The 20,431-nt window shown below is 61.7% G+C and carries 19 protein-coding genes, 1 tRNA gene and 1 other RNA gene; 11 read left to right on the top strand and 10 right to left on the bottom strand.

Annotation, left to right across the window (positions count from 1 at the left end):
* Positions 1-7: 7 nt before the first annotated feature.
* Positions 8-2,617, bottom strand: a complete 2,610-nt coding sequence (locus QQS14_RS00595; protein WP_285904936.1) for a response regulator — start codon at positions 2,615-2,617, stop codon at positions 8-10.
* The gene (locus tag QQS14_RS00590) at positions 2,614-3,771 is read right to left on the bottom strand and encodes an ABC transporter substrate-binding protein (protein WP_285904935.1); all 1,158 of its coding nucleotides are present in this window, start codon (positions 3,769-3,771) and stop codon (positions 2,614-2,616) included. The genes QQS14_RS00595 and QQS14_RS00590 overlap by 4 nt, the downstream gene beginning before the upstream one ends.
* A 192-nt stretch (positions 3,772-3,963) precedes the next feature.
* Here QQS14_RS00590 and QQS14_RS00585 point away from each other — a divergent pair, with 192 nt between their 5' ends.
* Entirely contained in the window at positions 3,964-4,656 is a 693-nt protein-coding gene (locus QQS14_RS00585) for a DUF4410 domain-containing protein (protein ID WP_285904934.1), read from the top strand.
* Between the two features lie 79 nt (positions 4,657-4,735).
* Here QQS14_RS00585 and ssrA read toward each other — a convergent pair.
* Positions 4,736-5,127, bottom strand: a transfer-messenger RNA (tmRNA) gene (gene ssrA, locus QQS14_RS00580).
* 165 nt (positions 5,128-5,292) lie between these two features.
* Between ssrA and QQS14_RS00575 the strand changes: the two genes are divergently transcribed.
* Positions 5,293-5,691 (top strand): desulfoferrodoxin family protein, encoded by a 399-nt coding sequence (locus QQS14_RS00575; protein ID WP_285904933.1) that lies wholly within the window; start codon positions 5,293-5,295, stop codon positions 5,689-5,691.
* Positions 5,692-5,745: 54 nt separating this feature from the next.
* Here the strand turns inward: QQS14_RS00575 and QQS14_RS00570 are convergent.
* Together QQS14_RS00570 and QQS14_RS00565 are read right to left on the bottom strand one after the other, a co-directional pair.
* A tRNA-Met gene (locus QQS14_RS00570) sits at positions 5,746-5,822 on the bottom strand.
* 92 nt (positions 5,823-5,914) lie between these two features.
* Positions 5,915-6,706: an undecaprenyl-diphosphate phosphatase gene (locus QQS14_RS00565; RefSeq protein WP_285904932.1), complete on the bottom strand. Its 792-nt coding sequence runs from the start codon at positions 6,704-6,706 to the stop codon at positions 5,915-5,917.
* A gap of 161 nt (positions 6,707-6,867) precedes the next feature.
* On the opposite strand from QQS14_RS00565, the gene QQS14_RS00560 reads away from it, so the two are divergent.
* From QQS14_RS00560 to QQS14_RS00550, 3 genes are read left to right on the top strand one after another with little or no spacing between them, the layout of a single operon-like run.
* Positions 6,868-7,059, top strand: a complete 192-nt coding sequence (locus tag QQS14_RS00560; protein ID WP_285904931.1) for a hypothetical protein — start codon at positions 6,868-6,870, stop codon at positions 7,057-7,059.
* The gene (gene lptF / locus QQS14_RS00555) at positions 7,056-8,222 is read left to right on the top strand and encodes an LPS export ABC transporter permease LptF (RefSeq protein WP_285904930.1); all 1,167 of its coding nucleotides are present in this window, start codon (positions 7,056-7,058) and stop codon (positions 8,220-8,222) included. The genes QQS14_RS00560 and lptF overlap by 4 nt, the downstream gene beginning before the upstream one ends.
* Positions 8,219-9,361 (top strand): LptF/LptG family permease, encoded by a 1,143-nt coding sequence (locus QQS14_RS00550; RefSeq protein WP_285904929.1) that lies wholly within the window; start codon positions 8,219-8,221, stop codon positions 9,359-9,361. The genes lptF and QQS14_RS00550 overlap by 4 nt, the downstream gene beginning before the upstream one ends.
* Before the next feature lie 57 nt (positions 9,362-9,418).
* Here the strand turns inward: QQS14_RS00550 and yihA are convergent, their stop codons facing one another.
* Positions 9,419-10,054, bottom strand: a complete 636-nt coding sequence (yihA, locus tag QQS14_RS00545) for a ribosome biogenesis GTP-binding protein YihA/YsxC (RefSeq protein WP_285904928.1) — start codon at positions 10,052-10,054, stop codon at positions 9,419-9,421.
* 109 nt (positions 10,055-10,163) lie between these two features.
* On the opposite strand from yihA, the gene QQS14_RS00540 reads away from it, so the two are divergent.
* From QQS14_RS00540 to lolA, 4 genes are all read left to right on the top strand, one after another.
* Positions 10,164-10,631, top strand: coding sequence for a type II 3-dehydroquinate dehydratase (locus tag QQS14_RS00540; protein WP_285904927.1), 468 nt, complete (start codon positions 10,164-10,166; stop codon positions 10,629-10,631).
* Between the two features lie 282 nt (positions 10,632-10,913).
* On the top strand, positions 10,914-11,471 hold the full coding sequence (gene efp / locus QQS14_RS00535) for an elongation factor P (RefSeq protein WP_285904926.1): 558 nt from the start codon (positions 10,914-10,916) through the stop codon (positions 11,469-11,471).
* A gap of 87 nt (positions 11,472-11,558) precedes the next feature.
* Positions 11,559-13,805: a DNA translocase FtsK gene (locus QQS14_RS00530; RefSeq protein WP_285904925.1), complete on the top strand. Its 2,247-nt coding sequence runs from the start codon at positions 11,559-11,561 to the stop codon at positions 13,803-13,805.
* Between the two features lie 14 nt (positions 13,806-13,819).
* On the top strand, positions 13,820-14,512 hold the full coding sequence (gene lolA / locus QQS14_RS00525; RefSeq protein WP_285904924.1) for an outer membrane lipoprotein periplasmic chaperone LolA: 693 nt from the start codon (positions 13,820-13,822) through the stop codon (positions 14,510-14,512).
* A gap of 122 nt (positions 14,513-14,634) precedes the next feature.
* On the opposite strand, the gene QQS14_RS00520 is transcribed toward lolA, so the two are convergent.
* Both QQS14_RS00520 and yedF read right to left on the bottom strand, forming a co-directional pair.
* Positions 14,635-15,387: a pseudouridine synthase gene (locus QQS14_RS00520; RefSeq protein WP_285904923.1), complete on the bottom strand. Its 753-nt coding sequence runs from the start codon at positions 15,385-15,387 to the stop codon at positions 14,635-14,637.
* Positions 15,388-15,480: 93 nt separating this feature from the next.
* Positions 15,481-16,098 (bottom strand): sulfurtransferase-like selenium metabolism protein YedF, encoded by a 618-nt coding sequence (gene yedF / locus QQS14_RS00515; protein WP_285904922.1) that lies wholly within the window; start codon positions 16,096-16,098, stop codon positions 15,481-15,483.
* Between the two features lie 160 nt (positions 16,099-16,258).
* Between yedF and QQS14_RS00510 the strand changes: the two genes are divergently transcribed.
* The gene (locus tag QQS14_RS00510; protein ID WP_285904921.1) at positions 16,259-16,924 is read left to right on the top strand and encodes a lysophospholipid acyltransferase family protein; all 666 of its coding nucleotides are present in this window, start codon (positions 16,259-16,261) and stop codon (positions 16,922-16,924) included.
* A 58-nt stretch (positions 16,925-16,982) separates the two neighbouring features.
* Here the strand turns inward: QQS14_RS00510 and gcvT are convergent, their stop codons facing one another.
* Positions 16,983-18,065 (bottom strand): glycine cleavage system aminomethyltransferase GcvT, encoded by a 1,083-nt coding sequence (gcvT, locus tag QQS14_RS00505; RefSeq protein WP_285904920.1) that lies wholly within the window; start codon positions 18,063-18,065, stop codon positions 16,983-16,985.
* Positions 18,066-18,193: 128 nt separating this feature from the next.
* A complete protein-coding gene (locus tag QQS14_RS00500; protein ID WP_285904919.1) occupies positions 18,194-19,915 on the bottom strand; it encodes a hypothetical protein in 1,722 nt (573 codons plus the stop codon).
* A gap of 275 nt (positions 19,916-20,190) precedes the next feature.
* On the opposite strand from QQS14_RS00500, the gene QQS14_RS00495 reads away from it, so the two are divergent.
* Entirely contained in the window at positions 20,191-20,394 is a 204-nt protein-coding gene (locus QQS14_RS00495; RefSeq protein WP_285904918.1) for a DUF6485 family protein, read from the top strand.
* Positions 20,395-20,431 lie beyond the last annotated feature (37 nt).

The raw sequence follows: 20,431 nt of genomic DNA, 5'->3' as shown, positions 1-20,431 counted from the left end.
CCCCGGCTCAGAGGGGCAGCCGGTCGATCTGCCGGGCCAGTTCCTCGAAGGTCACGGGTTTGGACAGGTAGTCGGTCATGCCCGCCTCAAGGAAGGCGTCCCTGTCCTTGGGCATGGCGTGGGCTGTGAGGGCCACGATGGGAATATCGGCAACCCCGGTCATTTCCGGGGCGGTGCGGATCTGTCTGGTGGCTTCCATGCCGTCCATCTCGGGCATCTGAATATCCATGAAAACACCGTCGAATCGGGATGCCTTGAGCAGGTCGAGGGCGGCCCTGCCGTTGTCCGCGCAGGTGACGTGGTGGCCCAGCTTTTCAAGCATCCGGCTGATGGCCATCTGATTGACGCGATCGTCCTCTACCAGAAGAAAGGCCAGCCCTGTGCGCTCCGGCTTGCTGTGGGCCGCCACGCGTCGGGTGCGCGGCGTGGTCTCCTGTGCGGGCATCCTCAGGCGCAGGGTGACGTACATGGTGGTGCCCGAGCCCTCCTCGCTGTCCACGGTGATGCTGCCGTGCATGGAGCGCACGAGGCTGCGGACGATGCCCAGGCCGAGCCCGGTGCCCTGGTACTGGCGGGTGTAGGTGCCGTCCACCTGGGTGAAGGACTCGAAGACATAGTCGAGCTTGTCTGCGGGGATGCCGATGCCCGTGTCCTCGACCATGAGCAGCATGTCCACGGTCCCGTCGTCGCGTCGCCGGGGCAGGGCGCCCGCCCAGACGCGGATGTGGCCCTTGTCGGTGAACTTGACCGAGTTGCCCACCAGATTGAAGAGGATCTGACGGATGCGCACCTCGTCGCCCACCAGGATGGGCGGAAAATCCGACTCGGTCTCAATGGTCAGTTCGATGTTCTTGGATTTGGCGTTGTGCCTGAAGAAGCGGTAGATGGTGTTGAGCACCTCGTGGGTCAGGAAGGGCTGGCTGTTCAGGGTCAGTCTGCCCGCCTCGATCTGGGCGATGTTCAGGATGTCGTTGATGACGTTGAGCAGTACCTTGCTCGAACTGATGGCTGTGTCGATATACTCCGCCTGCTCCCGGGTGAGCCGCGATTCGCGCGTGAGCTGGAGCATGCCCAGGATTCCGCTCAGGGGCGTGCGCAGTTCGTGGCTGATGTTGGTCAGGAACTCGGTCTTGCTCTGGCTGGCCGCCTCGGCGTCCTGCTTGGCCTCCAGCAGGGCGTGCTGCGCCGCCTTGCGCTCGGTGATGTCCTCGGCAACGCCGGCCAGACGCACCCTGACGCCCTGGTCGTTGTAGATCGGGAAGGCCTGGGCGCGAACCCAACGCTCCCGGCCGCCAGGGAGGACGATCAGAAATTCCGCATCCACTTCAACGCCTTCCAGTCGAAGGGCGTTGAAGGCTTCGATGACGGTCAGCCGGTGGTCCGGCCTGATGCCCAGGAAGAACGACTCGGGGTTGTCCTTGAGCGACTGCCGTGTACGGCCCCAGATGGTTTCGTAGGCCGGGCTGACGTAGATCACCCCCTCGTCCGCCAGATCGCTGATCCAGTAGACCTCGCGGATGGTTTCCACCAGCTGTCTGAACCGGGCCTCGCTCTCCTTGATCTCGCTTTCGCGCTGGGCCATCTGCGCGACCATGTCGTCGAACTTCTGCTCGATGATCGCCAGTTCGGCGAAACTTTGGTCGTGTACTCCTGTCGTCTGGTACCGGCCTTTGGCAGCCTGCTCGATGAACCCGGTGAATTGGGCGAATGGAGTGACGATGGCCCGGTCCAGCTTGATCTTGAGCATGGTCACGAACAGGGCGAAGATCAGCAGGATCATGCTCAGCAGACCGATGATCGGCCCGAGGATGGGAAGAAACACCTCTTCCACGGGTCTGGATATGAGGATGATCCAGTCAAAGGGTTCGATCTTGAAGGCTGTGCCGATGAAGTCCGCTCCATTTTCCCGGTAGAAGGCGGTCAGGCTCTGCCTGTCGTGCATGCGCCGCAGGATGTCGAGATGCCCGATGTTGTCCTGGGTGGCCACCCGTTTGTAATCGGGATGGGAGATGAGGTTGCCGAAGGTGTCGCTCAGGGCGACCGTCCCCTCGGCCGTGGGCAGGAGGTCTTCGAGGTGGTGCTGGAAGGTGGTCATGCTCAGTTCCCCGGCCAGCACCCTGCCGTCAGGCCCGCGCACGCCCATGTAGACCACGATGTCGTGGGTGGTCGGCGAGGCGATGGGGGTGGATATGACGGTCGGGCGCTGCGTCACCCGGTCGATGAACTGGCGGATGGAGAGCAACTCGCTGTGGGCCGGGGCCGAGGCCAGTATCCTGCCGTCGGCGTCGAGATACAGGAGCCGCTCCATGTGGTGGGCCGACTGGAGGAAGCTGTTGAGCATCGTCTGAAACCAGAATTCGTCATAGCGGGCCATGGTCTGGACCAGGGAGCCCAGGGCGTTCCCGGCGTTCGCCACATGGGCGGTTATCTGCTTGCTCAGGGCCTGGGCGATGATGGTGTTTCTTCGCTCGAAATCCCTTGTCTTCTCGTAGGCGATGTATCCGCCGAGCAGGAGAATGAAACAGATGCTCGGGATGAGCACCCAGCGCGTCAGGTTCTGCCGGAGCAGGCCGCTCAAGGAAGGCTGCGGCGGACGTTTTCCGAATTTTCTCTTCATGGCCGGGGATGCCCCTGACGCAGCCCGATGGTGCTGAACTGCCCGTCGCGCACGGTCACGATGAACGTGTCGCGGTTGACGTCGCCGTATTCATTGATGGCGAAGGGGCCTGTGACCCCGGGGATGGTTTCGCTCGGGGCCAAGGATTCGAGCAGTCCCTTGGCCGAGCCGCCTGTCTTGCGCAGTCCGGCGGCCAGGGCCAGGACGCTTTCGTAGGCAAAGGCCGAGGCGAAGTTGGGCCTGTTGCCGAAGCGGCGCTGGTAGGCATCCGCAAAGGCGACATACTCGGGGCTCGGGTTGTCTGCCGCGAAGTCGATGACAAAGATGCTTCCCATGAGTTCGCTGCCGCCCCAGTGCAGGAGGTTTTCGGTATAGGCCCAGGCCCCGGAGAGCAGCCGGGCCGTGATTCCGGCCGAGCGGATGTTCTGGGCCAGGGTCACGAAATCCTGGGCCGGACAGGTCAGCAGGATGGCATCGGGGTCCAGCCCGGCCAGATCGGCCATGACCGATGCCCAGTCGGTGGAGGTGGCCGCCGAATAGGGGACGCTCTGCAGCAGGTTTCCGCCCAATTCTTCGAAGGCGGACGTGAAACTCTTCTCGAAGGTCAGGGAATAGCTCGCGTTGTCGGTCTCCACGATGCTGACCACCCGCCGGATGTCCAGGACATTTCTGGCGTAGGCGGCCAGTTCTCGACCGTGGGACTGGTTGTCCACCAGCACGCGGACGAAATTGTCCTTGATTCCGGTGAGCTGCGGGGTGGAGGTGGTGGGCGAGATGAGGACGATGCCTTCTTTCGCGGCCTGGGGCAGGGCGGCCAGGGTCTGCGAGCTGGTCATGTGCCCGATGATGGCCACCACGCCCTGGTCCATCAGCGCCCTGTCGGCCGCCAGGGCTCCTTCGGGGGTGTTGCCGTCGTCGCGGACGATGAGCTTGAGGGGGCGGCCGTCGATGCCCCCGGCCTCGTTGATGTGCTCCACCGCGAGCATGGCCCCGTTGCGGCCATACACGCCAAGGTCCGCCATCTTGCCCGTGAGCTGGCCTGAAAATCCGACGGGTATGGGCTTGCCGTCGCTGCACGCGGCCAGGGCTAGCAGCAGGAACAACGGGGCGCAGGCAATGGCGAAAGAAATGGCGCGGGCCGGTTGCGCGGCCATCCTCAGAATCCTGTCCCCATGGAAGACCGATGTCGCCGGGCACGAGAGTCTTTGCATCATCTGAAACTAATGCAATTCGGGAAGATGGGCAATTATAACCCGGCACAATATTGATACGTCAAAAGCGTGTCGGAACGGGCGGTTGGCCGGGGTGTCAGGGGTTTGCGTCGCTATCCGCCGCGCGGGGCGAACATGATGATGCCCATGCCAAGCAGGGTCACGGTCTCCAGCGTGCTTCGGGGCGCTGGCTGGTTTGTCAACGGATTGAAAAACAAATATGCAAGCACGGTTTGTCTCATGAATCCGTGGAGTGGAGAGGCGTTGACGGACAATCATATTAATCAACAGGTCGGGTTTGAGATGAAGAGGTTGCTGCTGTGCGTGTTGCTGCTTGTTCTCCTGGCCGGATGCGGGACTCGTCGTCATGAAATGGTTTTTGAGGCTGGGCATACTGCGCTGCCGTCCGACGCGACCTACTCTGTCGGCACTGTCCTGGATCAATCCGGCTTTGTTTTTCCCGAGGACGAGAACAGGACTGATATTGCGCAATCAATGGAATTTTCCCTGGTGGCGGCCCTTCGGGAAGAAGGGATGTACAAGGAGGAGGGCGCTTCGTATTCCATTGATGTGAGAATACTCGAATACGAGCCCGGCAACGCCTTTGGCCGCTGGCTGTTGCCCGGTGTCGGTTCCACGGTGCTTCAGGCCACGAGCAGGGTCGGGGATTCTGAAGATGTTGTCGGGAACATAGAGACGAGAAACACCATCGACGCTGGCGGAGCGTCTACGATCAATGCGTGGAGAACGATCTTCAAGGATGGTGCGGCAGAGATCGTGAAGGAATTGAAAGAATCCATGGGATTGCTGGTCAAGAAAAAGCAGTAGCCCTTCATCCAGACTCCCGCCCCAAAGCAAAAAGCCCTGATCGAGGGTGTCGATCAGGGCTTCATGGCGTGAATGGGGGTGGTGGAGGCGGGGGGAGTCGAACCCCCGTCCGAGAACGATCGGCTCAAGGCGTCTACAGGCTTAGGTCAGGTTTCTTGTCTCGGCAGGCGGATTGCCCCTGACCGGGCGGCCGCATGCCATGCCTGCCTGAAGTTTCGCTCCATGCGGGACAGGTGGCCGCGCAGAGCTAGCCCGAGGGGTGTCGTCGACTCTCCTGGTTTATCGGGCGTAGGCCCAGGGAGCCGCCAGGATCATGTCCTGGAACTACAGTTACCTAGTAACTAGGCAGCCATAGCGTAGTCGTAGTCATTGTTGGCACTTGTGTGCTAGGTCGATTTTTTACGAGGCCATCGACCAACCTCGGCCTGCAACCCTGGCTTCTGCTATCCCCGTCGAAACCAGTGCGCCCCCATGTCAAATATCCTGACGGACTCACATCTATATAAGTCCCGCCAGACGCTTGGCAAGCCATTTCTTGCCGGTGTTTGACCGGAGCGTTGATCCTGAGGCTTGCGCCAGGGGCCAGGAGTGCTATGGTTGAGGTGAAACAGCATCTCTGACCTTGACGGAGGGAGCATGAACCACAGGCGCATATTCCTGAAATCGGCACTGGCCCTGGCGGCCGGGATGTCTCTTGGCGTCGGATCAGCCGCGGCCGATACCGGGCCGTTCCCCTCGGGCGTGGTCTACACGGCCGAAGACCCCGGCATGTGGGCGGCCAAGGTCGCCATCCACGTGCCGCTGGTCAGTACCGCAGGCGAGACCGTCACCCTGCGTACCGACCATCCCATGAGCCCGGACCATTTCATCGTCCGCCATACCGTGGTGCGGGCGGACGGCGTTGTGGTCGGTTTTCAGGTCTTCACCCCCGAAAGCAGCCCGGTATCGACCTACACCATTGCCCAGAAGGGTGAGTATTACGCCACCAGCTTCTGCAACCTGCACGATCTCTGGGTGGCCAGGTTCACCGTCTAGCAGTGAGACAATGAAAAAGCCCGCAAGGTCGATACCTTGCGGGCCTTTGAGTGCTGGTAGCGAGGAGAGGACTTGAACCTCCGACTCTGCGGATATGAGCCGCATGCTCTAACCAACTGAGCTACCTCGCCACGTCTGTCAGCCGAAGCGGAAGTTGTCTATAGACCGTCTCTTTCCGCTTGGCAAGGGAAAAAGTGCAAATAACGCACTTAAATGAAATCATTTACCAAAAGAGGAATATCAGCGGCACCAGGGCCAGCCTGTACACGGCAAAGGGGCGCAGGGTAAGGCGGCCGAGCAGGTAGATGAATCCCTTGATGGCCGCCCAGGCGGCGATGAAGGAGACGCCGAATCCGATGCCCAGAAAGATCATGTCCTCACGCTCGAACAATTGGTAGTTCTTGAGAAAGTCATAACCGGTGGCCGCGAACATGATGGGCACGGCCGCGATGAACGAGTATTCGGCGGCCACGGTGCGCCGCAAGCCGAGCAGCATGCCCCCCATGATGGTGGCCGCAGACCTGGAGAAACCCGGCCACAGGGCCAGGCACTGGAACAGGCCGATGCCCAGGGCCTGGGCCGAGGTGATCTCGTCGATGGTCGCCGCTTTTTCCTGCTTTTTGATGGACTCGACCACCAGGATCATGATGGCGCCAACGCCAAGGGCGCAGGCCACGGCCACGGGGTTGAACAGATACGCCTTGATGGACTTGTGGGCCGCCAGGCCAAGCAGCGAGGCGGGCAGGGAGGTGAGGAACAGGAGCCACAGCCCGCGCGTGCCGGAAAAGGGCCGGTCCGGGTTGGTTTTGAGCAGACCGGTGAACCGGTCGAGGTAGAGGGTGAGCACGGCCAGGATGGCCCCGAGCTGGATGACGATGTTGAAGGTCTCCGCCTTGGGGCCGGTGAAGTCGAGGAGATGCCCGGCGAGAATGAGGTGCCCGGTGCTGGAGACCGGGAGGAATTCCGTCAGCCCTTCGACCACGCCGAGGATGACCGCCACGTACCAGGATGCCATGATCGCCCCTTGTTGCCTGTTGATGCCTGTTGATGCGGGTTGCGCCGCGCCCCGCACAGCCGGGGTTGCCTGGGTGACTAGCCCAAGAAACAGTGTCTTGCAACCCCTTGGAAGCTGGTGTAGTTCCTAGACCTGACCCCACCACAGCCCGGGAGACGACCATGACCACCATAATGCCCGCCAGCGAGTTGACCCGCAAGGCCATTGCCTGGATTTGTGAGAAGCAGGATGAAGGCGGCCATGCGCTGTCCACCCTCATCGAGGAGGCGTCGGCGCGTTTCAACCTCAGCCCGCTCGATGTGGAATTTCTCCAGAGATTCTTCAAAGAAAACCAAGACTGCCCTGTCCGGTGAAACTGCTCCATCGCCAGATATTCAAGGAACTGCTGAAGCTGTTCGGCCTGACGGTCTCCTGCCTGCTGGGGCTCATCCTCATCGGCCGGATGCTTCAGCTGCGCTCGCTCTTTCTCTCGCAGAACATCGGTTTTCTCAATATTCTTGAGCTTTTTTTCTATCTTACGCCGTTCTTCCTTCTGCTGGTCGCGCCCATTTCCACCATGCTCAGCGTCTTCCTGACCTTCCTGCGCATGAGCACGGACAATGAGCTGACCGCCCTGAAGGCCAATGGCGTGAGCCTCTACCGGATGCTCCCGGCTCCGGTGATTTTCTGCACCTTGAGCATGCTCTTCACTTTTTTCATCTCCATGTGGGGACTGGCCTGGGGCATGGACATGTTCAAGACGAGTCTTTACGAGTTCGCGCGGTCCCAGTCGCGTTTCGCGCTCCAGCCGGGGGTGTTCAACAAGGAGTTCCCGGGCATCACCTTCTATGCGCATCAGGTCAACAACGAGACCGGCGAGCTGAAGTTCGCCTTTGTCCGCGACCAGTCCATAGACGGCGCGTCCGTGGTGGTCGTGGCACCCGAGGCGCGCATCGTGTCCAGTCCCGAGTCGGCCGAGGTGCGCATCACCTTCAACCGGGGCAAGATATTCCGGCAGAACAACGATGAACTCAATGTCCTGCGGTTCGGCAGCTATTCCATCAGGCTCGATCTGGCCCAACTGCTCGGCGGCTACAGCTTTGGCGAGGAAAAGGCCAAGGACATGACCTTTGCCGAGTTGAGCCGCATCAGGAAGGATCCGACACTTGGCCCCAATCAGACCGCGCAGTTCCTGCGAAAGGTGGACACCGAGTATTTCAAGCGGCTGACGCTTCCGCTGGGCTGTCTGATACTCGGCATGTTCGCCATTCCCGTGGCCTATGTCTTTCGGGGGCTGAAGCAGCAATATGGCCTGCTCTTGTCCATGGGGCTATTCGTCCTGTATTACAGCATGTTCTCCATCGGGGTCAGCATGGGCGAGGGGGGGACCATTCCGCCCGTGTACGGGCTGTGGGCTCCCAATGTGCTCTATGTGTTCGTGGCTGCGGTAGGCATCAGGCTCGCCAACCAGGAGCGCAGCCTGCCGCTGGTGCAGTGGCTGGCGCACCTGCGCAACTGGCGGAGGGCCGAGGCATGAGGTCGTTTTTCGGCATAGGCGTGCTCGGGCGCTATCTGATCCTGCAAAATCTCTATCTGATGGGTGTCTGCCTGTTCGCGGGTACGTGCATCTACCTGCTTTCCGATATTTTCGACCGGCTCGACGACTTCCTCAAGGCCGGATTGGGTGCCGAGACGATCCTTTTCTATTTCCTGGTCAAGACGCCCATGATCATCTCCCAGCTGCTTCCGGCCATCTTTCTGCTCGCCCTGGTCCTGCAACTGGGCATCCTGACCCGGACCCGTGAGATGCTGGCCCTGCGGGCCGGGGGGGTCTCCTTTGGCTGGTTTGTCAGGTTTTTTCTGGTCTATGCCGTGGTCTGGAGCATGGGGCAGATGGTTTTTTCCCAGTTTCTCGGCGTGTTCGGCGAATACGAGGCCAACCGCATCTGGAAGGAGGACGTCAGGAAGCGCCAGGCGGATGATCTGGTCATCAGCGATCTGTGGTTCCGCGACGGCCCCTTCATCGTCCTGGCCCGGGAGGCCTTTCCCGGCATGAGCCGGGCCACGGACATCACGGTTTACGAATTCGCCACGGACAATCTCGACCTCATCCGCATCCTCACGGCCAGGCGGGCGCTCATCGACGACAACGGATGGGGACTGCTCGATGTCCACGAACTGGACACCCGCACCTTCGCCTCGGTCACCAGGTCCTCGCAATTCCTCTCGGTGCGGCAGAACCTCAAGGCCTATGCGGCCGTGGAACTCAAGGGCGACACGGCGGACCTGCCCCTGTTCGAACTTTCCAGGGCCATAGACAAGCTGGAGGAATCCGGGTCGAACGTGGAGATTCTCAAGACCGTCTGGCATGGCAAATGGTCCTATGCCTTCTCCATATCCGTGATGGCGCTGCTGGCCCTGGCCCTGATCACCTTCTCGGAAAACGTCTATGCCAATGTCGGGCTGTCGCTGCTGCTCATCTTTGTCCAGTACGGGGTCCACACGGTGGGGGCCACGGCGGGCGAGCAGGCGGTGCTGCCGCCAATTATCGCGGCGTGGCTGGGTAACATCATCATGGGCACCCTGGCCGGGGCGCGGCTGGTCTGGGTGGCAGCGCCGGGATTCAAGGCCACACTGCGGGCCTGGGGCGCAGGGCTGCGGCTGGCCAGAACCTAGGGCTGCCCGGAAGGCAGGGCAGTCAACTCCGTCTGTTTGGCCGAGGCAGTTGAATTTTCAGGAAAAGGGTTCGATGTCGCCCTTCGGCTCATCGGGGTCGGAACCGGGAGCGGCCATACCCGCGTATTCTGCCAGGATGTTCCACAGCTTGTCCTCGCCCATGCCCGTCTTACTGGAAAAGGCCAGGGGCAGGCGCGATTGCTGGAGGATGTCCTTCCACTGGTTCTGGAGGGCGGCCCGATCGCGCTGCTTGGGTTTGTCCGCCTTGGTCAGCACCGGGATGACCGGGATGCCCAGACCGCGCAGATAGGAGGTCAACTCCAGGTCGAGCTTCTGCGGCGTCAGGCGCGAATCAAGCAGCACCACCACGGCCTTGAGGCCTGGATTGGCGGTCATGTAGGCCTCAATGAGCTTGCCCCATTTCTCCCGCTCGGTCTTGGAGCATTTGGCGTAGCCGTAGCCGGGCAGGTCCACGAGGTAGAATCCGTCGGGGTTGACCCGGTAGTAGTTGAGGCTGCGCGTCTTGCCCGGCTTGGAGCTGATCTTGGCCAGGGTCTTGCGTCCGGCCAGGCGGTTGACCAGCGAGGACTTGCCCACGTTGGAGCGTCCGGCAAGGGCGATCTGCGGCTCGGAAAACTCCTCAAGCTGCTTGATTTCGTATATTGTTTTGACTAACTCAATGGTTCGGTTCATAAAGGGGTACCGTTTCCGTGTTTCCGTGCATTTTGGAGAGCCTAATGTTCTCTTTTTGCGCGGCCGCGTCAAGGAGCGACACGACTCGGTCAAGACCAAGGGGGAGCGCATGGCCAAATTTGACATATTGATACTCAACGGCCCGAACCTGGGCCATATCGGCAAGCGGCAGCCGGAGATATACGGTTCGCAGACCATGGACGACATGCCCGGCATCCTGCGCCGCGTCATGGGCGGGCGCGCGGACGACATCGCCCTGAGCCATTTTCAGTCCAACTCCGAAGGCGCCCTCATCGACCGGCTGGAGCTGGCCAGGGCCGATGGTACGGCGGGTGTGGTCTTCAACGCCGGAGCCTATACCCACACCAGCCTCGCCATTGCCGACTCTCTGGCCTGGATAGGCATCCCCTGCGTGGAAGTCCACATCAGCAACATCTGGGCGCGCACCGACCAGCCCCTGCGTCAGCAGAGCCTGATGGGGGGGCAGTGCATCGGCGTTATTGCCGGTTTCGGGATTCTGGGGTATGGGCTTGCTGTCCAGGCGCTCCATGAGCGCCTTGTGGGACAATCGGGTTAACAGGCTTTTTAAAAAATGCCCGATTGCTGCGTTGCTTCAAAAAGATCACAAATCCGCAGGACAGCGGATTTGGACGTCGGCTCAGCCGACGCCCCGAAGGGGTGAGCCCCAGGACGGGGCGAATCAAATCCTCGCGTACAGGAAGTACGCTTCGGCCTTGACCTTTTTTCGCGCCTTGCATTCGAACATTTTTGATCAGCCTGTTAGAGAATGATTGTTTTAAGACTCAGTTAACAGATAACCACCTCGGCAGGGTCCGGGGTCCGGCATTTCGGAGCGATCATGATATCGACCAAGGATTTCAGGACAGGCCTGAAAATCGAGATCGACGGAAAACCGTTCGAGATCATTGAGTTTCAGCATTTCAAGCCCGGCAAGGGCGGCGCCATGATGCGGACCAAGCTGCGCCACATGAAGACCGGCCAGGTGCTGGACAAGACCTTTCGCTCCGGCGAGAAGGTGCAAAAGCCCGACATGGCCGTGGTCTCCATGCAGTTCATCTACAAGGAAGGCACGGATTTCGTGTTCATGGACCTTGAGACCTACGAGCAGATGAATGTGCCAAGCGCCGCCGTTGGTGAGGCGGGCGGCTATGTCAAGGAAGGCGACACCGTCAAAGTGCTGCTGTACAATGGCGAGTTGATCGGCGTGGACCTCCCGGCCAACGTCAACCTGAAAGTGACCCAGACCGACCCGGGCGTGCAGGGCGACCGCGTCAGCAACGCCACCAAGCCCGCCACCATGGAGACAGGCATCCAGGTGAACGTGCCGCTGTTCATCAACGAAGGGGACCTCATCAAGGTGGACACCCGCAGCGGCGAATACCTCGGACGCGAATAAGCCCGACTTGCAACACGTTGTGAAAATTGCGTAAAAAAGGTCGTGGACAGTTCGCTGTCCAGGACCTTTTTTCAAAAGCGGGGACGAATGGCGAGACGACAGATCACAGCGGCCCAACCCAGGCGAAAAGGACACGGCAGGGAATTCTCCGGCCTGTTCTTCCTCTTTCTTTCGGCCTTTCTCTTCCTGAGCCTGCTCTCCTTCAGTCCGGCCGACCCGAGTTTCAACCAGGCGGTCAGCGAAGGGTGGCGGGTGCGCAACGTGGTGGGCGTCGCCGGAGCATATTGCGCCGGGTTTCTTGTCGAAATGTTTGGTCTGGGGGCCATGGTCTGGCCGTTCTACTTCCTGTATCTCGGGTTGTCGCGCTTTGTCGGACGCATCCGTATTTCCAAGCTGCGCTGGCTCGGCCTCGTGGGGCTGTTCGTGGCCTTTGAAGGGTGGTCCACCCATCCCTGGCTGGTGGACATTCCCGCCGATGCCTACGGGCTCATCGGTGGCGGATTCTTCGGCCGCGAGATCGTCACCGGCCTGACCCAGCCGTACTTGCGTCCGGCCGGAACGCTGCTGCTGTGGACCTTCATCACCATCATCTCCTTCCAGGCCGTGGCCGGATTCAGCTGGACCGCCGCATGGAACCGGCTGCTCCTGCGCCTGGACGTGCTGCGCGAGGCGTTGACCGGGCGTCTGACCCTGATCAGGGAGCGCAGGCAGGCCCGGGCGGCGGCCAGGAAGCGGGCCGAGGCCGAGGACGGGGTGGACATTCTGGCCGGTGAGGAGGATTTCGAGGTCCGCTTCATAGATCTGGAAGAGGCCGAAAACAACGCGCCCAAGAATCCGCCCACGCCCCGCAGACCCAAACCGGCCAAGCCCGCCAAGCCTGCGCCCGCCGTTCAGGCCGCAGGGCAGGGGGGGCTGCCGGGCCTTGATCTGCTCTCGCCGCCCCCGCCGCAGGCCACCAGCCAGACCCAGGAGGTGCTCCAGCCCCTGGCCGACCGGCTCAAGGAATGCCTGAATGATTTCAATGTGCAGGGCGAGATCCAGCGGGTGGTCCCCGGGCCGGTGGTGACCATGTTCGAGTTCAAGCCCGCCCCGGGCATCAAGGTCAGCAGAATCGAGAACCTGACCGACGACATCGCCCTGGCCCTCAAGGCCGAGTCCGTGCGCATCGAGGCCCCGATTCCCGGCAAGGATAGCGTGGGCATCGAGATACCCAACGTGGACCGGCAGACCGTCTACCTGCGCGAGGTCATCGAGTCCAAGGAGTTCACGGGCAGCGAATCGCCCCTGACCCTGGCCCTGGGCAAGGACATCCACGGCACCACCCGGGTGGCTGATCTGGCCAAGATGCCGCATCTGCTCGTGGCCGGTGCAACGGGCGCGGGCAAGTCGGTGGGCATCAACGGGTTCCTCCTGAGCCTGCTCTACAAGGCCGGGCCGGACAAGGTGAAGCTGCTGCTGGTGGACCCCAAGCGTATCGAGCTGGCTCCCTATGCGGCCCTGCCGCACCTGGTGCATCCGGTGGTCACCGAGATGAGCATGGCCAAGAGCGCCCTGGAATGGGCCGTGTTCGAGATGGACTGCCGCTACGAGAAAATGGCCAAGCTCGGCGTGCGCAACATCGAGGGATACAACAAGAAAATCGCCGACATGGGCGAGAATGTGCCCGAAGAATTCGAGCACATGAAGCCAATGCCTTATCTGGTCATCATCATCGACGAACTGGCCGACCTGATGATGACGGCGGCCAAGGAGGTGGAGCAGTGCATCGTGCGGCTGGCCCAACTGGCGCGGGCCGCAGGCATTCACCTTGTGCTGGCCACCCAGCGGCCGAGTGTGGACGTGGTCACCGGTCTGATCAAGGCCAACTTCCCGACGCGCATCTCATTTTTCGTCACCTCCAAGTTCGACTCGCGCACCATCCTCGACGGCGTGGGCGCGGAACGACTGCTGGGCAAGGGCGACATGCTTTTCAAGCCCAGCGGTGGCAAGCTCATGCGGATGCACGGCGCGTTCGTGGATGAGACGGAAATTGCGCATGTGGTCGATTTCTGGCGCGACAGTCAGCCCCAGGAGTTCGAGCTCGACTTTTCGGACTGGAAGAAGGAAACTCCGGGTGGTGATGGCTCCGAGCTGGTCAGCGAGTCCGACGATCCGGTCTATGCCGAGGCGGTACAGTTTGTGCTGAGCCAGGGCAAGGCGTCCATCTCGCTGCTCCAGCGCCGCTTCCGCATCGGTTTCAATCGGGCTGCGAGATACATAGAACAGATGGAGATGGACGGATTGCTCGGCCCCCAGGACGGCAGCAAGCCAAGAAAAGTCATCTCTCCGGAATAAGAGGAGATTAGAAAATGTCTAGAAAATATCTGGTGACGCTTTCCCTTGCTTTCTGTCTGGTTTTTGCCGGATTTGGGCAGGCCCCCGAGGGTGTAGCGGCTGAAGATGTGCCAGACCTGATCCAGCAGCGCTATGAAAGTCTCAAGACCTTTCGCTGCGATTTTGTCCAGGAGCTGACCAATGCGGCCAGCGGCGATGTGGAGCAGCGGCGCGGCCGCATCTGGTTCCGCCAGCCTTCCCAGGTGCGCTGGGAGACCATGGAGCCGGAGAAGGAGCTGCTCATCCTCGGCCCGGACTTTGCCTGGGATTACATCGAGGCCGACGAAGTGGCCATCAAGTACAATGTTGAAGCGCTGCTCGACTCCAAGACCGTGCTGCGCTTCATCTCCGGCCGGGCCAACCTCAAGGAGGACTTTGTGGTCAAGACCGAGTGGCAGGGCGCGGACACGGTGCGCGAGCGCTGGGGCAAGGGGTTCACCGTGCTCCAGCTGGTGCCCAAGGAGCCCGAGCCGGGCATGGTCCTGGCCTATGTGGGCGTGGAGCCCGGGTCAGGCCTGCTGCGCCAGATCATGATCGTGGATTTCTATGGCAACGGCAACGAGGTCCGGCTCTCGAACATGGAGCTGGACGTGACGCTGTCAGCCGACATGTTCACCTTCACCCCGCCCGCAGGAACCCATGTGGAGGACAACACCCGGGGAATCTAGGGACGCGGGCTCCCGTCCGCCTTGCGGGCCGGGCTGGCATTGCGAGCGAAACAGGCGCGGCCTTCTGATGGAGGCCGCGCCTTTTTTTGGCGCTGTCGGCGGGTGGCGGGGGAGGCGCTGCCTCAGGCGAGCTTGACGGCCTGTTTCAGGGCGGCCAGCTCGGCCGCGGTCAGTTCGCGCCATTGGCCCCGCTTGAGATTGCCGAGTTCCAGCGGTCCCTGCTTGACGCGGCGCAGGCGCAGGATGGTCAGCCCCAGTTCCTCGCACATGCGTCTGATCTGGCGATTGAGCCCCTGGATGAGGGTGATTTCAAGCAGCTGGGTTCCTGCCATCGGGGGGTGAAGCACCACCTCGGCCGGGGCCAGTCTGTCGCCCTCCTTGAGAGTCATCCCGGACTGCATGGTCCTGATGGCCTTCTCGGGCACCGCGTCGCGGACGGTCACCTCGTAGACCTTGGGCAGGTGCCACTTGGGATGGGTCAGCCGGTGGCACAGCTCACCGTCCGTGGTCAGCAGCAGCAACCCCTCGGAATAGAAATCGAGCCGTCCCACGGGAAAAGGCCGTCGCTCCACCATTTCCGGCGGCAGCAGGTCGAGCACGGTGGTACGCCCCTGGGGGTCGCGGGCCGTGGTCACGGTTTCCACAGGCTTGTGGAGCATGATGGTGATGTCCGTCTGCGCGCCGGGCAGGCGCACGGGCTTGGCATCCACGGCCACATGGTCGCGGGCCGGGTCCACCTGGAGGCCGGGCGAATCGGCCGTCACGCCGTTGACCGTCACCTTGCCCGAAAAGACGAGATCGTCCGCCCCACGGCGCGAGGCCACGCCGCACTGGGCGAGAAATTTGTTCAGGCGGATGGTCTGGGCGTCGGGCATGGCGGTTCCCCATCCGGCAGGGCCGGACTTGATTGGCGTTGGATGGCGGGGTGGCGGCGGGACGGGGGTCGTCCCGCCGCGCAGGGCAGAGTATTAGACGTGAACCGTCTTGGTGGCAAGCTGGAAGCTTGTGACCACGTCGAGCATGTTGGTGGTCTGGCCCACCCGGCGATTATTGGTCAGGCCGAAATGCTCAAGGCAGGTGCCGCAGACCAGCACCGAGACGCCCGCCGCCTCCAGGGCCTGGAGCTGCTCCAGGCAGGGGCTGCCGGGCACCGAGAGGCGCACCCCGCCGTTGACCAGGATGATGCGCCACAGATCACAGCCCATCTCCTTGAGGGTGGACAGGAAATTGCCCATCAGCCGCCCGCCCAGGCCGTCATCGCCAGAGCCGATGGTATCGGCGCTGACGAAGACGAGGATGCGCTGGCCCGCCGCCGGAGCGTTCTCGCCGCCCTGGCCAGGGCCGGGCGCGGGAGTGTCGGTCCGGGTACCGCCCCTGGTGCCGATGATGACGCGAGTGTCGCCGGATAGGCTCGTTTCCACGGCATAGCCGCGCGTGCCGAGGAAGCGGGAGACGTTCTCCCTGGCCGCATCGTTGTCCACGGTCACGACTATTCGGTCGGGGCTGTGCCCCTCCACGGCGTCCTTGCAGCGCAACACGGGCTGGGGGCAGGGCAGGCCAAGGCATTCTAGTGTGGTTTCGGACATGGAATCCTCCTTGGTGATCAACCAATTATAGACGGACTCGCTTGGTCAAATAGATATGATTTATGCTTGAATTGACACCATGCTTGGGCCGGAGCCGGAACCCCTTGCACCAGCGGCCAACTCCATTTATGGGTATAAAAACGGACGGACGGACCAGAGCATGAAAATCTCCATTGATCCCGGCAAACTCGCGCCGGTTCTCGCAGCAATCTATCGGGCGTGGGTGGCCACGCTGCGTTTCGAGACGCACGGCAGTCTCGATGAGATTCTGAAGCGCCGCCAGGACCGGAAGCCGCTGGTCCTGGCCCTGTGGCATGGCGAAATCTTTCCTGTGACCGGATTCGGCCACACCATTTCCTCTGATCTGGTGACCTTTGTCAGCCAGAGCAGGGATGGCGAGGTCATCGCCCGGATCATCGAGCGCCTTGGTCATGTCACTGTCCGGGGATCTAGCTCGCGCGGTGGGGTCAAGGCTCTGTTGCAGGCGGTGCGAATCATGGCCGAGCAGCACCGCATGGGCGTCTTCACCGTGGACGGCCCGCGCGGGCCAAGGCACAAGCCCAAGGGCGGCGTCATCTATCTGGCCCAGAAGGCGGGGGCGGCCATCGTTCCGCTGCGCGCCTATCCCGAGCGGGCCAAGGTCTTCACCAAATCCTGGGACCATTTTGTGCTGCCCATGCCCTTTTCGCGCTGCCCGGTGTATGTTGGCAAGCCCATGGAGGTGACGGACGAGAAGCTGACCGAAACGGTGCTGGCCCGGGAACTGGAGCGGCTTGAGCAACGCATGCTCGCCCTGGGGCCGCAGGAGCCGGAATCGGCTCGTTGACACGCAAAAGGGACGCCGAGGCGTCCCTTTTCCATTGTCCTGCCAGGGCGAAGGTACTTTAGACCTTCATCCGGGCCGTGCCGTCCTTGTAGAAGGGCAGTTCGGTCCGCTTTGCCTCAAGCTCGACCCGGGCGGTCTTGATGACGAAACGCTCGGTCCCGGCGTCTTCGGCGCGCACATAGGCCAGGGCCACGCAATGCCCCAGGCTGGGCGCGAAGGAGCCGCTGGTGACTATGCCGGTCTTCTCGCCCGAGGGCAGGCAGACCTCGTCGTGGTGCCGGGCCGTGCGGCGGCCCTCAATGACCAGGGGCACCAGCATCTGGCGGACCGTGCCGAGGCCTGATTTGCCGATGTAATCGCTCTCCTTTTTCAGGAAGAATCCGGCCCCGGCCTCCACGGGCGTGTGCTCCTCGTCCAGGTCCTGGCCGTAGAGCGGATACCCGATTTCAAGGCGCAGGGTGTCGCGCGCGCCAAGGCCCACGGGCTCCACGCGCTCGTCGGCGGCGAGCTTTTCCCACACCGTCAGGGCCTTGTCCGCAGGCAGATACAGCTCATAGCCCAGTTCGCCCGTGTATCCGGTCCGGCTGACGAGCATGGGGAAGCCGAGGCAGTCCGTTGCCTCGAAATTGAAGTATTTCAGATCGTTCCACTTTATTCCGGTCAAGGTTTCGAGCACGGCCAGGCTCTGCGGTCCCTGCACGTCGATCTTGCCCGTCTCGTCGCTGATGTCTGTCAGCACCGGCCCGGCTGACAGGCTGGCCCTGATCTGGTCGAAGTCCTTGCCCCGGCAGGCGCCGTTGACCACGAGCATGTATTCATTCCTGCCGAGGCAGTAGATGATCAGGTCGTCCATGATTCCGCCGGACTGGTTGAGCAAGAAGCCGTAGCGGCACTTGCCCGGGTCAAGGGTGGTCAGGTCGTGGCTGACGACCCTGTTCAGGGCCTCCATGGCCCCGGGGCCGACCAGCTTGAACTCGCCCATGTGGCAGATGTCGAAGATGCCCGCCTTCGCGCGGGTGTGCTTGTGTTCGATGATGATGCCCTTGTACTGCACCGGCATGTCAAAGCCGGCGAAGGGGGCCATCTTGGCGCCGTTTTCCCGGTGCCAGTCGGTGAGGGGGGTGGTTGCCAGGGATTCCAAGGTTTCCTCCTTGCGGAATGTGTCTGGTCGTCGGGAGTGTGACCACGGGCCTGCGGGGACGAACCGCCCGCGTGCGCCGTGCCCGGAAGTCTGCGACGGCCGGGGTGGTGATCATATGGCGCGGCCGGTCAGCCCGCGCCGCTCAGTGTACGGGATTTTCTGATGGAACGGAACTCGTCGAGCAGGGCCACGAGACGGTGATAGAGCCGCCGGATTTCAAGGCCGTAGGGCGAGAGGGAATCCTCCTTGACATCCACGTACTTGCGTCGCAGGTACGGGTCGGCCGCCACGTCCTCGCCGATGATCAGCACCTTGGCCACCAGCTTGTCGAAATAGCTGACGATCTCGAATTTCAGGTCGCCGAGGATGTCGGTCATGGTCTCAAGCATTTCCTTGTAGGAGACCGGTTGACCCCGATAGCGCCGCCAGCGCAACTCCTCGAGCACACGCACCTTGCGCGCCTGCTGGATGTGGCTGAAGCGGCCCCACACCTCCTGATGCAGTTCGTGATGCTCGCTGAAGACATCGTAATTGTCCGGGGCGAGCAGGTAGCCGTCGAGCACCTTGACCACCTGGGCGAAATACTCGTCGGAATAGTCCACGATCCGGTACATGTGTTTGGAGAGCCACATGGAGAGCACCTTGAGCCGGTCCTCGTGATTTTCGGTGGAGCGGATGATGTCGCTGCGCTTGTAGGTGATGGGGATGCGGCATTCGCCCCGGACGATGTCGTTGAGGCGCAGGATCATGTTCTGGACGTTCTGGATGATGTTCAGGGCGTCGATGACCCGGCCGGTGAGGGGGTGGATCACCTCCTGGCGATGGACCGAGAGCGCCCTGTCCTCGCGCACGTTCCTGGGGTTGTATTCGTGCTGCTGGTAGGTGACGCGCAGGATGACCACGCGGTTTTTCCTGTCCACGAAGAATCCCTGGTCGTCGAGGAGTTCGATGGTTTCCTTCTGGCTTTCATTGACGCGGACCAGGGCGATCTTTTCCACACGGGGATAGCGGCGAATCTTGGCCGGAGCGTCGGGCTGGCGCGACATGAGGGTGGTGATGGTCCGGTCGCTCTGGCCCAGCACCCGGACGATGAAGCGCTGGTTCTGGCGCAGCAGCCGGATGGAGAACATGGCCGAGGAGGTGCGCCGCTCCGAGACGATGGGAAAACCGTAAAGCTCCATCATGAACTGGTACACGAAGAGCCGGTTGCACTCGTACATGATGCTGTTGCCCGGCTTGAACTTGCCTATGCGCAGCCCGAACTGCTTGAGTTCGCTGTCCAGGTTCGAAGGCAGCGACGCATACATGCCCTGGAGCGTGAACCGGCCCGTGGCATCGTGGGCCACCACGTGCGCCCGCTCAAGGTCGAGCAGGAAGGGCAGCAGCTCGTCGTACAGATCCATGCCGCAGATGTCACGGCTTCCGAATTGCTCAATGAATCTAGCGTGATGGCGTTTTGGCAGTCGGCTGAGGAAGGTGCGGACATTGGTGGCGATGACCGATTCCTCAAGCTGGCAGGCGAATTCCTGGGCCTGCGGCCCCTCCCAGTCCGTGGGCGCATGCAGGGCGTCGTACTGGAAGACCTCCTGGAACGAGTTCAGGGGCCTGTCAAAGACCACCATGCTGAAACCCGGCAGGTTCTTGTATTCGTGCATGTCCACTTCAAAGGAGGGGAGCAGTTCCCTGGCTTCCACCACTGGATAGTCGTCAACCTCGAAGTAGGGCCGCAGCAGGCACTGGCGGATGTGGGCATAGTCGAGAAATTCCTTGATTTCCTCAAGGGTTCGCGCCCGGGGCGACTCATCGCCCCCGCCGTAGCCCGGCACATGGCTGAACGCTTTTTCCCACATGGCTGTCTGTCCGTGATCTGGTGATAATAACAACAGGTGTCGTGCCCTGTTTGCCCGACTTTCAATACATACACCTGTTTATGACACAATTCAACGTATTTGACACCTGTCCGTGCGGTCGGCAGGGGGAGTTTGGCGGGTACCACCGGAGGATGCCAGACAAAATGCCTGACAATCAATAGGCTTGAATAATTGACACTCTGGCGCTGATTGGCTACTGTGCCCATGGCCGAACGAGGAATCCAGCAACCAGGTGCCGCGAGACGAGGTGGATGATGAAGAAGAAGGACCAGTGCCCACGGGCCAAGATCAACGAACAATACTGTACCTGCACCTATACCTGCGACAAGCACGGCATCTGTTGCGAATGTCTGCACTACCACAGGCAGCGCGGCGAGATTCCGGCCTGCTTCTTTACCGCCGAGGAGGAGAAGACCTACAACAGGACCGTGCAATTTTTCATCCAGCGCAGGTCTTGATGGGGCGGTGTGGACAATGTGCATTCGGGCGGTACGG

The organism is Pseudodesulfovibrio pelocollis (genome assembly GCF_030282845.1).
GTDB lineage: Bacteria > Desulfobacterota > Desulfovibrionia > Desulfovibrionales > Desulfovibrionaceae > Pseudodesulfovibrio > Pseudodesulfovibrio pelocollis.
This window is presented reverse-complemented; position numbering and strand designations above follow the sequence as displayed.

Bases quoted from the DNA above. Each gene is read 5' to 3' on its own strand.
- QQS14_RS00595 (WP_285904936.1), bottom strand. From the start codon at position 2,617: ATGAAGAGAAAATTCGGAAAACGTCCGCCGCAGCCTTCCTTGAGCGGC.
- QQS14_RS00590 (WP_285904935.1), bottom strand. From the start codon at position 3,771: ATGGCCGCGCAACCGGCCCGCGCCATTTCTTTCGCCATTGCCTGCGCC.
- QQS14_RS00585 (WP_285904934.1), top strand. From the start codon at position 3,964: ATGATGATGCCCATGCCAAGCAGGGTCACGGTCTCCAGCGTGCTTCGG.
- QQS14_RS00575 (WP_285904933.1), top strand. From the start codon at position 5,293: ATGAACCACAGGCGCATATTCCTGAAATCGGCACTGGCCCTGGCGGCC.
- QQS14_RS00565 (WP_285904932.1), bottom strand. From the start codon at position 6,706: ATGGCATCCTGGTACGTGGCGGTCATCCTCGGCGTGGTCGAAGGGCTG.
- QQS14_RS00560 (WP_285904931.1), top strand. From the start codon at position 6,868: ATGACCACCATAATGCCCGCCAGCGAGTTGACCCGCAAGGCCATTGCC.
- QQS14_RS00550 (WP_285904929.1), top strand. From the start codon at position 8,219: ATGAGGTCGTTTTTCGGCATAGGCGTGCTCGGGCGCTATCTGATCCTG.
- yihA (WP_285904928.1), bottom strand. From the start codon at position 10,054: ATGAACCGAACCATTGAGTTAGTCAAAACAATATACGAAATCAAGCAG.
- QQS14_RS00540 (WP_285904927.1), top strand. From the start codon at position 10,164: ATGGCCAAATTTGACATATTGATACTCAACGGCCCGAACCTGGGCCAT.
- efp (WP_285904926.1), top strand. From the start codon at position 10,914: ATGATATCGACCAAGGATTTCAGGACAGGCCTGAAAATCGAGATCGAC.
- QQS14_RS00530 (WP_285904925.1), top strand. From the start codon at position 11,559: ATGGCGAGACGACAGATCACAGCGGCCCAACCCAGGCGAAAAGGACAC.
- lolA (WP_285904924.1), top strand. From the start codon at position 13,820: ATGTCTAGAAAATATCTGGTGACGCTTTCCCTTGCTTTCTGTCTGGTT.
- QQS14_RS00520 (WP_285904923.1), bottom strand. From the start codon at position 15,387: ATGCCCGACGCCCAGACCATCCGCCTGAACAAATTTCTCGCCCAGTGC.
- yedF (WP_285904922.1), bottom strand. From the start codon at position 16,098: ATGTCCGAAACCACACTAGAATGCCTTGGCCTGCCCTGCCCCCAGCCC.
- QQS14_RS00510 (WP_285904921.1), top strand. From the start codon at position 16,259: ATGAAAATCTCCATTGATCCCGGCAAACTCGCGCCGGTTCTCGCAGCA.
- QQS14_RS00500 (WP_285904919.1), bottom strand. From the start codon at position 19,915: ATGTGGGAAAAAGCGTTCAGCCATGTGCCGGGCTACGGCGGGGGCGAT.
- QQS14_RS00495 (WP_285904918.1), top strand. From the start codon at position 20,191: ATGAAGAAGAAGGACCAGTGCCCACGGGCCAAGATCAACGAACAATAC.